The sequence below is a fragment of the Microbulbifer maximicatervae (SeqCode) genome (assembly GCF_052467305.1).
In genome coordinates, this window is the sequence record NZ_CP174306.1 from 1,053,520 (window position 1) to 1,065,478 (window position 11,959).

The 11,959-nt window shown below is 50.2% G+C and carries 10 protein-coding genes and 1 riboswitch; of the genes, 5 read left to right on the forward strand and 5 right to left on the reverse strand.

The genetic code is table 11. The annotated features are described in order from the left end of the window. Window positions 1-234: 234 nt before the first annotated feature. The 5 genes from tdh to ACJJI4_RS04865 form a co-directional block, all read right to left on the reverse strand. Window positions 235-1,260: an L-threonine 3-dehydrogenase, zinc-binding type gene (tdh, locus tag ACJJI4_RS04845; RefSeq protein ID WP_444896565.1), complete on the reverse strand. Its 1,026-nt coding sequence runs from the start codon at window positions 1,258-1,260 to the stop codon at window positions 235-237. A gap of 85 nt (window positions 1,261-1,345) precedes the next feature. Then, on the reverse strand, window positions 1,346-2,545 hold the full coding sequence (locus ACJJI4_RS04850) for a glycine C-acetyltransferase (protein ID WP_108732492.1): 1,200 nt from the start codon (window positions 2,543-2,545) through the stop codon (window positions 1,346-1,348). Window positions 2,546-2,623: 78 nt separating this feature from the next. Next, window positions 2,624-2,839 carry a hypothetical protein gene (locus ACJJI4_RS04855; RefSeq protein WP_108732493.1) on the reverse strand — a complete coding sequence of 72 codons (216 nt, stop codon included), beginning with the start codon at window positions 2,837-2,839 and terminating at the stop codon, window positions 2,624-2,626. 58 nt (window positions 2,840-2,897) lie between these two features. Next, window positions 2,898-3,024: riboswitch (SAM-I-IV-variant riboswitch) on the reverse strand. Window positions 3,025-3,089: 65 nt separating this feature from the next. Beyond that, complete coding sequence (locus tag ACJJI4_RS04860) at window positions 3,090-4,523, reverse strand: aldehyde dehydrogenase family protein (RefSeq protein WP_444912545.1); 1,434 nt, start codon at window positions 4,521-4,523, stop codon at window positions 3,090-3,092. 28 nt (window positions 4,524-4,551) lie between these two features. Beyond that, window positions 4,552-6,156 carry a 5-guanidino-2-oxopentanoate decarboxylase gene (locus ACJJI4_RS04865; protein ID WP_444927270.1) on the reverse strand — a complete coding sequence of 535 codons (1,605 nt, stop codon included), beginning with the start codon at window positions 6,154-6,156 and terminating at the stop codon, window positions 4,552-4,554. Window positions 6,157-6,423: 267 nt separating this feature from the next. Here ACJJI4_RS04865 and pdxH point away from each other — a divergent pair, with 267 nt between their 5' ends. The 5 genes from pdxH (at window position 6,424) to ACJJI4_RS04890 (ending at window position 11,841) form a co-directional block, all read left to right on the forward strand. Further along, window positions 6,424-7,062, forward strand: coding sequence for a pyridoxamine 5'-phosphate oxidase (gene pdxH / locus ACJJI4_RS04870; RefSeq protein ID WP_444916579.1), 639 nt, complete (start codon window positions 6,424-6,426; stop codon window positions 7,060-7,062). Window positions 7,063-7,298: 236 nt separating this feature from the next. Further along, on the forward strand, window positions 7,299-8,990 hold the full coding sequence (locus ACJJI4_RS04875; protein ID WP_444927271.1) for an Hsp70 family protein: 1,692 nt from the start codon (window positions 7,299-7,301) through the stop codon (window positions 8,988-8,990). Continuing rightward, on the forward strand, window positions 8,990-10,327 hold the full coding sequence (locus ACJJI4_RS04880; protein ID WP_444927272.1) for an RDD family protein: 1,338 nt from the start codon (window positions 8,990-8,992) through the stop codon (window positions 10,325-10,327). Before ACJJI4_RS04875 ends, ACJJI4_RS04880 begins: the two co-directional genes overlap by 1 nt. Window positions 10,328-10,504: 177 nt before the next feature. Further along, the gene (locus ACJJI4_RS04885; protein ID WP_444927273.1) at window positions 10,505-10,846 is read left to right on the forward strand and encodes a hypothetical protein; all 342 of its coding nucleotides are present in this window, start codon (window positions 10,505-10,507) and stop codon (window positions 10,844-10,846) included. A 14-nt stretch (window positions 10,847-10,860) separates the two neighbouring features. Beyond that, complete coding sequence (locus ACJJI4_RS04890; protein ID WP_444905885.1) at window positions 10,861-11,841, forward strand: PQQ-binding-like beta-propeller repeat protein; 981 nt, start codon at window positions 10,861-10,863, stop codon at window positions 11,839-11,841. Window positions 11,842-11,959 lie beyond the last annotated feature (118 nt).

Sequence of the window (11,959 nt, forward strand, 5' to 3'; positions counted from 1 at the left end):
AGAGGCTTCAGGGGTGCTGAATGAATCGTGTGTTAGGTCGGCTGGAACCTAATGATCCATGATTTTGAAAAAATAATCGAAGTTTTAGACGATCTATTTCAGTCGCTAACTGTTTAAGCTGTAGTAACTGCAAATGTGTAGAAGCTGGCAGGTAACGCAAAGATATTTTGGGGTAGGGGGGAGTAAATTGAGGGCAGGGAGAATGGCTGCGGGTAATCCCGCAGCCATTGGGACTTATTTCCAGTTCAGGATAACCTTACCGGATTCACCAGATCCCATGGTATCGAAGCCTTGTTGGAAGTCATCGATTGAAAACTGGTGAGTAATAATTGGGGTTAAATCCAGTCCGGATTGAATCAGGCTGGCCATTTTGTACCAGGTCTCAAACATCTCACGGCCGTAAATACCTTTGATCATCAGGCCTTTAAAAATAACCTGCCCCCAGTCGATCGCCATTTCACCGGCGGGGATACCGAGCATGGCAATTTTGCCCCCGTGGTTCATCGCCGCGATCATATCGCGGAAGGCGACGGGTACGCCGGACATCTCCAGGCCAACATCAAAGCCTTCGCTCATTCCCAGCTCGTTCATCACATCGCTGAGGTTTTCCTTGGCAACGTTTACGGCACGGGTGGCGCCCATCTTGCGTGCCAGGTCCAGGCGGTATTCATTGATATCGGTGATAACTACATGGCGTGCGCCAACATGTTTGGCGACTGCTGCGGCCATAATACCGATAGGGCCGGCGCCGGTAATCAGTACATCTTCGCCCACCAGGTCGAAAGACAGGGCCGTGTGTACCGCATTACCGAGGGGATCGAAAATAGAGGCGAGATCGTCAGAAATGTTATCCGGGATCTTGAAGGCATTGAGCGCAGGGATTACCAGATACTCTGCAAAAGCTCCGGGGCGGTCTACACCGACACCGTAAGTGTTGCGGCACAAGTGGCGGCGGCCGGCGCGACAGTTGCGGCAGTGGCCGCAGGTAATATGGCCTTCACCGGAAACACGGTCGCCCACCTGGAAACCTGCAACTTCCTGCCCCATACCGACGACTTCACCCACATATTCGTGGCCTACCACCATAGGGACAGGAATAGTTTTTTGCGACCATTCATCCCAGTTGTAGATATGCATGTCGGTACCGCAAATCGCGGTTTTGTGAATCTTGATCAGCAGGTCGTTGTGACCCGGTGTGGGGATTTCCACATCGGTGAGCCAGATTCCCACTTCAGATTTCAGCTTGGATAGTGCTTTCATTGTTTTTAAAACTACAAATGGCAGGGCGCGGCGCCGCTCCGGTGAATTCCTTGTGAGAATTACCGTATCAGCGCCGCTGTTTGGTTTAGATAATATTCAGTTCGCGGCCAACTTCAATGAAGGCATCGATACACTGGTCGAGCTGCTCGCGGGTGTGGGCGGCGGACATCTGGGTGCGGATGCGGGCCTGGCCCTTGGGCACTACCGGATAGAAGAAGCCCACTACGTAGATACCGCGCTCCAGCATCTTGTCAGCCATTTTCTGCGCCAGGGCAGCATCGCCAATCATCACCGGGATGATCGGGTGGTCGGCACCAGCCAGGGTAAAGCCGGCTTCGGACATGCGCTTGCGGAAGTATGCGGAGTTGTCGCGCAGCTGTTCACGCAGCTCGCCGCCTTCGGTCAGCATATCCAACACTTTCAGGGAGGCGGTGACGATTGCCGGGGCTACTGAGTTGGAGAACAGATAGGGGCGCGAGCGCTGGCGCAGCATGTCGATAATTTCCTTGCGGCCAGAAGTAAAGCCGCCGGAAGCGCCGCCCAGGGCCTTGCCCAGGGTGCCGGTAATAATATCGACGCGGTCAATCACATCGCAGTATTCATGGGTGCCACGGCCGTGGTCCCCGAGGAAGCCCACTGCGTGGGAGTCGTCCACCATTACCAGGGCATTGTACTGGTCGGCCAAATCGCACACGGCTTTGAGGTTGGCGATAACTCCGTCCATAGAGAAAACGCCGTCGGTGGCGATCAGTTTGGTCTTGGCGCCAGCGGCGTCTGCGGCCTGTAGCTGCTTCTCCAGTTCCGCCATATCGTTGTTGGCGTAACGGTAGCGCTTGGCTTTACACAGGCGCACGCCGTCGATGATGGAGGCGTGGTTGAGGGAGTCGGAGATGATGGCATCTTCCGGGCCCAGCAGCGTTTCAAACAGGCCGCCATTGGCGTCGAAGCATGAGGTGTAAAGGATGGTGTCTTCGGTTTGCAGGAACTCAGAAAGGCGTGATTCCAGCGCTTTGTGAATGTCCTGGGTGCCGCAGATAAAACGTACCGATGCCATGCCGAAGCCGTACTGTTCGAGCCCCTCTTTGGCCGCTTCAATCAGGTCCGGGTGGTTAGCCAGGCCCAGGTAGTTGTTCGCACAAAAATTTAGTACCTGGGTGTCGTTGTTCACCTGGATCTCAGCGGCCTGCTGGGAGGTAATAATCCGCTCGCGTTTGTACAGGCCGTCTGCATCGATCTGTTTGAGTTCGCTGCGCAGGTGCTCAAAGAATTGTTCTGGCTTTGACATGGTATTGTTTTTAGCTCCTGTCGGGTGCTCTTGGCACAGGGTAACGGGCGCGAGCTCGCGGCGCCTGTTGGTTCTACTTTATCCCGCCAGTTCGCAGGCCTCATGGGCCGAAATAGGGTGCTCACTGGCGCGGCAACTGGTGGCAAATTTTAATGCCTCTTCGGCAGTGTCGAACAGTAGTTGCCACAACAACTGACGATCACCTCTTCTCACCGCGCGTACTGCCGTGTGGCTTCTTTGGCTGGCAATTTGAATTTCGATAATGTCTTTACTGGAAAACGGTGATTCGGACATGGTCCCTCCAATGGTAAAACTATGGAGGACTGACGTGGAAGCGGCGAAGTGATGTTCGCTAATCCGGTTGGTTTGCTCTGGTAGAGCCCCATCCTCCCCGCAGGCCTTGTGTGCCGCAGAGAGAGAACCACCTTGCCCCGGTCGGCAGGTTGGCGTTGGCGTCAGCCACTCTCGTGATGTGCGAGCAAAGATAACGGGGAGGGGATTAGCAGTCAACAGTACCGCCCCCATTAGAGGGCGGTGCAGAAGTTTATGCGGGAAGCTGCACGGATTTCAGTTCGATAAACTCACCGAGACCGGCCTCACCAAACTCGCGTCCGTTGCCGGACCGCTTGTAACCGCCGAAGGGGGCGTCGTAGTTAAACTCACCGCCGTTGACAAAGCACAGGCCCGCTTCAATGCGACGAACGATAGGCATGGCGCTTTCGGCGTCTTTAGCCCATACGCCACTGGACAGACCGTATTCGGTGTCATTGGCAATGGCGACAGCTTCATCCATATCCTTGTAGGGGATCAGGCAGGTCACCGGGCCAAAGATTTCTTCCCGGGCAATGGCCATATCGTTGTGAACGTCGGCAAATACCGTGGGTTTCACATAGAAGCCTTTATCCAGCTCGGTGGGCAGATCGAGGCCGCCAGTCACAAGGCGGGCACCTTCTTCGATCCCTTTCTTGATGTAGCCGCGCACGATTTCCAGTTGGCGAGCGGAAGATAGGGGGCCCATAAAGGCATTGGCATCGGTGCCCATGGCCACTTCTTCAGCCACCTGCTTGGCAACTTCCACTGCCTCTTCATAGTGCTCAGCGGGAACCAGCATACGGGTGAGTGCGGTGCAGGTTTGGCCGCTGTTGATGAATACATCTTCGCAGCCCCAGCGAACTGCTGCTTTAAGATCCGCGTCCGGGGTGATAATCAGAGGCGATTTGCCACCCAGCTCCTGGGTTACCCTTTTAACTGTGGGCGCGGCAGCCTTGGCAACTTCAACGCCTGCACGGGTGGAGCCGGTAAAGGACACCATATCGATTCCCGGGTGCGATGACAGCTCTGCACCGACGACTGAGCCAGCACCGGGGATCAGGTTAAATACGCCCGCAGGAACACCGGCTGTTTGGATAATCTCCGCCATGACGAAATCCTGCAGCGGAGTGGTTTCCGAAGGCTTGGTAATCATGGTGCAGCCCGCTGCGAGGGCTGGCGCTACTTTGCCGACAAATTGGTGCAGAGGGTAATTCCAGGGGGTAATAAAGCCACACACGCCAATCGGCTCCCGGATTAATACCGAGTGGGCCGCCTTTTCGGTCTCTTCCATGATTGAAGTGCGACCGGCGTAGTAACGCATGGCGTAGATAGGGCCATCCACATGCAGCCAACGGGTGATATGGGCGGGGCAACCCAGGGTTTGTGAGATCGCCTGGATCAAGTCTTCCTTGCGTTCTTCCATACCGTCAGCAATGGCATTTAGCAGTGCTGAGCGCTGATCTGCGCTGGTATGGCGCCACTTGCGAAAGGCGCTGCGGGCAGCGGCAACGGCAATATCCACATCCTCAGCAGAGCCTTCCACCACCTGGCAAATCATTTCTTCAGTGGCGGGGTTAATCACAGGATGGGAACTGGTGCCGAGGGGCTCGCGCCACTCACCATTGATAAACAGTTTGTCGGTATGCAGCTTGCTGAAATCTGTCATGTCACGCTTCCGTTTGCTTCGCGCCAGTTCAAGGGGCGGTGATTTCGATAATTGTTGGTGTTTTGCGTTGCAGGGCTTCTGCGACTGCCGTAGCTAATTGCTGTGGTTTGTCGATGCGGCAACCTTCAGCGCCAAAAGATTTTGCCAGTGCGACAAAATCCGGAGTGCGAAGATTAACACCTTCTTGAGGTACTTCTGCGGCATCCATAAAGTCGCGAATCTCTCCATACCCGCTGTTATTCCAAACCAGTATTGGCAGGGGCAGTTGCTGCTCTACTGCAACGGCCAGCTCACCGAGAGTAAACATCAGGCCGCCATCGCCGATCAAGGCAACTACATCCCGCTCGCTGGATAACTTGGCCCCGATCGAGGCGGGTAGGGCAAAGCCCAGCGTGCCGTAACCGGTGGTGCAGGTAATATGGCTGCGGGGGTGGTACAGCGGCAAGGCGTGGTTAGTGTTATAGGCCAGTTGTGTGGAGTCGGTAACCAGAATTCCCTCATCGGGCAGGGCTTCGCGCAGAGCTTCAACCCAAGGGAAGCGCTCCTCTGAACCTTCCCACCATTCTCTGCGGCAGTTACCGATTAATTGTGAAACTTCCTCTTCTGCGCGCTGTTTTGAGCTCTCTTTGCACTGAACCAGGGCTTCGCTTAATTGCTGAAGGCTTTCTGCTGCATCCGCGCAGATGGCCAGGTCCGGCTGGGCATTGCATACCAGTTGAGCCGGATCAATGTCGATGCGGATCAGTTTGCCGGAGAAAGCGTAATCCTCTCTCACCAGGTTGCGATCGGTTTCCGAAAGCTCTGTGCCAACGGCCAAGACCACATCGGCAGCTTCTACTCGCTCACGCACACAATCAAAACTGAGATTGGCTCCGCCACACAGAGGATGTCTTTCATCGACAACGCCTTTGGCGGCCAGAGACAGGAAGACTGGAGCTGCAATTTTTTCTGATACCTGTGTTGCCGCTTCTCCAGCAGATTGCGCGCCACCGCCCAGGAGAATCACCGGGCGTTCGGCAGCTTGCAGCCACTGGGTAGCAGTCGCGATAGCTGTCGCGTTGGCTGCCGGTACCATGGCATTGGGTGCCGCGCGGTAATCGTCCAGATTGCCGGACATAGGCGCCGGGAATAAATCGATGGGGATTTCGATATGGACAGGGCCGGGGCGGCTGGACTGCAATAGCTGGAATGCCCGTGCCATCACTTCCGGTAATTGTTCTGCCTGAGTCAGGGTGTGCTGCCAGATACAGAAGCCTCGACTGGCATCGCTCTGGCGGGGTAGCTCATGCAGGCGCCCACGGCCCATGCCAAGGTCTTCCCGGCGATTGACGGCGGAAATAACCAGTATAGGAATTGAGTCTGAGTAAGCTTGCGCCATCGCAGTGGCTGCGTTGGTCAGCCCCGGCCCAGTGATCAAGAAACAGACACCGGGCTTGCCGCTGGCGCGGGCATAACCGTCTGCCATAAAGGCGGCGCCCTGCTCATGCCTTGGCGTGATATGCATCAAGTCGCTACCGGGCAGGCCGCGATACAGTTCAATGGTATGTACGCCGGGAATCCCGAAAACTTTTTCTACCTGGTATTCGCGCAGCAGGCGCATCAGCACCTGGGCGCATGTGGGCGCAGAGGACATAAGCACCATTTTCCTTATTCGTGTAAAAATGCAGTGAGCCTAGCGGCCCACCAAAAGCCGTGCAAGCACCCGCAGAGTCTGCATCTTCACAGGCAATATCGCAGGAAAATTGAGATTCACCCGGCACTGCGGCAGGAAACTTTGTACGCTTGGGTTACTTTACCTGTCAGTAGATTTTGCGGAATTTGACGAGGTGGCTGCCGCACAATAGCCTTCCGGCACTTCGCTGAATAAACTTTGAGCTAGAACAACCGAGGAAGTATCACCATGGAAATCGATCAATGGCGTCGGGAATACCAAATGGGTGGTTTAAGGCGCTCTGAATTGAAGCCGACCCCCGTGGAGCAGTTTCGCAAGTGGCTTGCAGAAGCTGTTGAAGCAGAATTAGTTGATGCCAGCGCCATGTGTCTTGCCACCACTAACGCGGACGGGCACCCCTCGCAGCGGATTGTTTTGCTGAAAGGATTCGATGAGAAGGGTTTCGTTTTCTATACCAATTTACAGAGTGACAAGGCCCGGGATATGGCCGTTAACCCTCAGGTGTCGCTGTTGTTTCCCTGGTGCCGTCTCGAGCGGCAGGTGATTGTTTATGGGAAGGTGGAACCTGTTTCCCGCGAGCAGGCAGAGGCCTATTTCCAGTCGCGCCCCCTGGATAGCCAGTTGGCCGCGTGGGCTTCGCACCAGAGCCGGCCGCTTTCGTCCAGGGAGGAACTGGAGCAGCAGTTTGATAAAGAGAAGGCTCGCTTTGCCGGTAAAACAATTCCATTGCCAGAATTTTGGGGCGGTTACTGTGTAGTGCCCAATGCTGTTGAGTTTTGGCAGGGGGGTGAAAATAGATTGCACGATCGTTTTATTTATCGCCGTGAAGAAAATGAAAGCTGGAATATAGAACGTCGCGCCCCCTAATTTTCATATTTATCTTTTCGTGGCCCAGCCCTTTGGGCCACAACTAACCGCTTAATCACGCCTCACTTTGTGAGTACCTATCCCCTGATATTGTGTTATAGCGGTGTCTTATCTGGCAATTTGTGGTCAAGGCCGCTTAGAATAATGCGCCATAAATATAGCTAAAACTAATGTCTTAAAAATTCTATAGATTCGATCGTTTTTGCAATTCGAATCCAAGGGTAGGTAGGGGAAATATGGCCATTATTGGTATCGATTTGGGAACCACAAATAGTGCTTGCGGGGTACTGACTGATGAAGGGGTAAAACTAATTCCCAACCGTTTGGGTGAAATTTTGACCCCGTCAGTTGTGGGGCTTGATGATTCTGGCACACTGCTAGTCGGCAAAACGGCTAAAGAACGTCTTATTAACCACAGTAGTACCACTGTGGCTGCGTTTAAGCGCTTGATGGGCACTGACCACAAAGTTTCCCTGGGGAAGCAAAAATTTAGTGCAACGGAACTCTCCTCGTTAATCTTACGTGCGCTCAAAGAAGATGCTGAAACTTTTCTTGGTGAAGAGGTAACCGAAGCGGTAATCAGTGTCCCAGCTTATTTTAATGATAATCAGCGCCATGCCACCAAGTTGGCAGGAGAGCTTGCGGGATTAAAAGTAGAGCGGCTAATTAACGAGCCAACTTCGGCTGCCATTGCTTACGGTTTACACGACAAGCGCGAAGGAAACTTCCTTATTCTAGATCTTGGGGGTGGCACCTTTGATGTTTCCATCCTGGAGTTTTTCGATGGCATTATGGAAGTCCATGCCAGTGCCGGAGATAACTTCCTCGGTGGAGAGGATTTCGTTGAGGCAATGGTCGATGATGTCCTGGCTGAGTTTGAAATTAAGAAAGAAGCTTTAAGCCCTCGCGATTTGCAAAACTTATATATGCAAATGGAAAGCGCTAAACGTCGAGTTAGCCAGCAGCCTGAGCAAAAACTTGAATTACAACTTGATGGGCGCTCCTTGCAATTCCAGGTGACCCCAGAGTGGTTTGAAAAACTCAGCACCCCTCTGTTGTTAAGAGCGAAACGGCCAATTGAGCGGGCAATGCGCGATGCAGATTTGCCCCCACAGAAAATTGATGAGGTGGTATTGGTTGGCGGTTCGACGCGCATGGCCCAGTTTCGTTCAATGGTTGGTCGAATGTTTGGCCGTCTGCCATCTTGTCATTTGGACCCGGACACTGTCGTTGCGATGGGAGCAGCTATTCAGGCTGGCTTAAAAGAAAGGAACTCAGCACTGGATGATATTGTCCTGACTGATGTATGCCCTTACACCTTGGGAACAGGTGTTATCAATGAAGATAATCCGCAGCTCGGTGCTTACTTTATGCCTATTATTGAGCGCAATACCGTTGTGCCAGTTAGTGTTGTAAGGCGGGTTTGGACTGCTCGGGATGATCAGACGCAGTTGTGTGTCGATGTATACCAGGGAGAAAATCGCCTGGTGAAAAAGAACGTTTACTTAGGTGAGCTAACAGTTCCTGTGCCTAAGAAAGCAAAGGGTGAGGAAGCGGCTGACATTCGTTACACCTACGATATGAATGGGCTTCTGGAGGTGGACGTTACTGTTGTCTCAACAGGGAAAAATTTCAATAAATTAATTGAATTCACACCGGGCGCTCTTACCGAAGTACAAAAAGCTGAAGCTTTGGAGAAATTGACAAAGTTAAAGTTCCACCCAAGGGAAGATGAAAAAAACCAGGCAATTATCGCTCGTGGCGAACGTTTATATGAGTCGAGCCTGGGGGAGCAGCGGGAGTATATCGCCAGACTGCTGGCTTCGTTTGATAGTGTGCTTGAGCGACAAAACCCTACAGAAATCACCAAAGCGCGCACAGAAGTCGGTGAAATTCTGGATCGGTTGGATAGCGAGGACTGGATTTAATGAACCCTTGGGCAGTCCTCGACATTACCCCTGTCAATGATGCCAGGGCTATCAAGCGTGCCTACGCAAAAAAGTTGAAGCAAACACGCCCAGATGAAAAACCTGAGGAGTTTCAGGTTTTGCACTCTGCGTATAGGCAGGCATTGCAGCTTGCTGAACAGTTGCAGGAAGAGGAAGAAGCCGATGTAGAATTGGAGAGTAGTAATCTCGGCCTCTCATCCAGCGAATTATCATCTGAATCACTCCCTCTTGAAGCGGAAGATCCTATCGTTTCCACCGCTAGGGTAGATCAGGCTGAAGATGATACAAACGATACCTTAGCGGTAGAAAAAGCCGAAAGCCTTTCAAAGCCGGAGCCTTCGGTATCAATTGAAGAGAAAGAGGGGGGGAGGACTGAATCAAGTGTTCAAAGCGAAGCAGCTATACCTATCTCGGAAGAGCAAGCGGTATCGAAACAGGAAAGAGACTTGCGGATTGAGGAATATCGGCGTGTCCTCAAACAGGTAGACGTAATTCTTAGCAGTGATGCCGAGCTTAACGATGAGCGAAGATGGTATTTTCTCGGCAAGAGTTCGCATATGCTGGATGAGGAGTACAACTGGAACTTGGGGCTCTCAATCTTTGATCGTTTTGCCCGATTGAATCAGTCCGGTCAAGAAAAGGAGGGGGAAAAAAAGCCCAAAAGGATGGTTTCCGTAAACGTCCTACAGTACTGCGATAGTTTGTTTGATTGGAGGGGAAACGCACCCTACCTATACCAATCGTTGGATGAAAAACTATGCGATAGCTTGTTCGGAATCATGGAAAATCATGAGTCTGAGATCGATCCACTACAGGGGCTTCGCGGAGGGCGCGAAGTCATAAGGGCCAATAGTGAGGAGTTGGTCGAGAACTACGAGCAGTATTATTTTGGCCATTTATTGGCCAGAGGTATAGCTGTTGTTCTGGATCTATTACTGCTTTATGTTGTTATTGGCTTTCCAACTTCAATTGTTTTTATGGCCGCTCTCGATAGACCCGAAAGTGAGGCAACTCTTCAGGCAGGCGGAATTTGTATTATTGCGTACTTGCTCTTTACTTGGATATTGGACAGTTCTAGATTCCAGGGTACTCCGGGTAAATACTTAATGGGGTATCGCGTTACTAACCGTAATTTCAAGCGCATTGGATATGGGCATGGTTTATGGCGGGTTGTTAGTTTTGTTTTATGTTTGGCGCTTGGGAAGATCGGTTGGTTTATCAACTGTTTTCTCGGGGGCAACTTGATTCATGACCGGCTTAGCAGGAGCCATGTAGTTAATATGCGTAAAACCCGAGAGGAGTATTTGCGTCGCTAGACTAATACTTAGTTCAAGAGTGGGGGTTTACCCACTCTTTTCTTATATATTTACACTTCAGTCTGATTTATAAGCGTTTTGGAATTAAGATGATAAAATATGCTGATAAAGAGGTATTTGCTAATGGAGGTGGCGTCTATATCTACCAAAAGGTAAATGCAGACTAGCTATTGGTAATTGAGTCAAAGTGAAAAAGATTTATTTTTAATATACAAAAATAAAAAATCTCAGAATGCAATTACAGAAATGTTGGAGGTGGTCGTCGCCGATGATTCCGATATTGAAACGTACATTAAGGGTGGTAGTCCTTTTGAATATTATTTTAGTGACCATATGAGTGATGCTGTGAAGGGACAATTTAAAAATGTATTCAAGGACACTACTAAGGCGAGTAATTTGTTTGCACGTAATCCAGATTTATTTATATCTCATGGAATCACCTCACCACAACAGTTTGTGGATTTTGCCAACCAGGGGCAATTAAGAAATCATCCGACATTTATGGATTTTGTACATTAAGGTATATGCACTAGATGTTTATAAAGTTATCTGAAATAAAAAATGTTAGGAGAGGTTGTTCTTTGGTAGATGGAGTTTTAATCTATCAGTCAGAGAAAAAGGTAGTGCAATATGACTTGCAGAGTGAAAGTGTCATAAATGAGTTATCGGTTGCAGAAAATTTTAATAAGTTTATACAAAAAGATAATTTGCTTGTCGGTATTTCATGCAGTGGGTATAAGTTTTTTGATGGTCAACTACTCGGAGTGAAATCAGTACCAGTTAAAAGTGGGATTGGTAATTTTAATCTTTACGCAGATAACTTCATTGTGGTGGCGACTGATTATGACTATTCTCTTTTTCAGGCGAAGGTTGGCATTCAGGATGTATATCGAGATAAGCTTCTCTGGGAGTCCAATTTTGGAGAGCTTATAGAGATTGAGTTAAACAAGGCCTTTACGGTATCGCGCAAAGGCGTTAGTAGGCGTGATCTAAAGACGGGTGAGGTTAAGTGGTCTGTAGACCTGGCTAGTGATAAACATCTTCCTAGGTTAATTGGGGCAAGTAGCGAAATTGTCATATTTGCCTTTAAGGCGGCTAACAAAGTAATTGCCTTTGATCTCGAAACAGGAAGTATTGAATGGAAGATAGATACTTTCTCGGGTGGGTTAAGGGTTGATGAAGATAAAGGAACCCTTCATCAAATGTTAACTAGTTACGCAGCTTTTGATTTGTTAAGTGGAAAGTTAAAGGATAATTATCAGGATAAGTCATATTTTGAATCAGTGTGCATACATTCACAAAGGGATGGTTATATCCTTGATGGTAATCATATAATTACAACAGATCGCAGGCTAGGGGCTATTGGTGCATTTAATATAGTTAGTCATAAGTTTGATTGGCTTTATAAAGAAGATGGAGTTAGTTTTCCAGGAGCTACTTCTATGATTTTTAGAGAGCCTTATTTGTTGGTTTATGATCATAGAGAATCTTTGCATATTTTCAAAAGAACGTAATTGTTGAAGTGTGGCTAGTAATTGTTAGGGATGAAACTTTGCCTGGGATTAGGTTAAATACGATTTTTCGATGAGTTTGGGAGATCCTGGGTATGCCCAGGCTCTCCATACACTGGTA

Bases quoted from the DNA above. Each gene is read 5' to 3' on its own strand.
- pdxH (WP_444916579.1), top strand. From the start codon at position 6,424: ATGGAAATCGATCAATGGCGTCGGGAATACCAAATGGGTGGTTTAAGG.
- ACJJI4_RS04890 (WP_444905885.1), top strand. From the start codon at position 10,861: ATGTTTATAAAGTTATCTGAAATAAAAAATGTTAGGAGAGGTTGTTCT.
- tdh (WP_444896565.1), bottom strand. From the start codon at position 1,260: ATGAAAGCACTATCCAAGCTGAAATCTGAAGTGGGAATCTGGCTCACC.
- ACJJI4_RS04875 (WP_444927271.1), top strand. From the start codon at position 7,299: ATGGCCATTATTGGTATCGATTTGGGAACCACAAATAGTGCTTGCGGG.
- ACJJI4_RS04860 (WP_444912545.1), bottom strand. From the start codon at position 4,523: ATGACAGATTTCAGCAAGCTGCATACCGACAAACTGTTTATCAATGGT.
- ACJJI4_RS04855 (WP_108732493.1), bottom strand. From the start codon at position 2,839: ATGTCCGAATCACCGTTTTCCAGTAAAGACATTATCGAAATTCAAATT.
- ACJJI4_RS04880 (WP_444927272.1), top strand. From the start codon at position 8,990: ATGAACCCTTGGGCAGTCCTCGACATTACCCCTGTCAATGATGCCAGG.
- ACJJI4_RS04850 (WP_108732492.1), bottom strand. From the start codon at position 2,545: ATGTCAAAGCCAGAACAATTCTTTGAGCACCTGCGCAGCGAACTCAAA.
- ACJJI4_RS04865 (WP_444927270.1), bottom strand. From the start codon at position 6,156: ATGTCCTCTGCGCCCACATGCGCCCAGGTGCTGATGCGCCTGCTGCGC.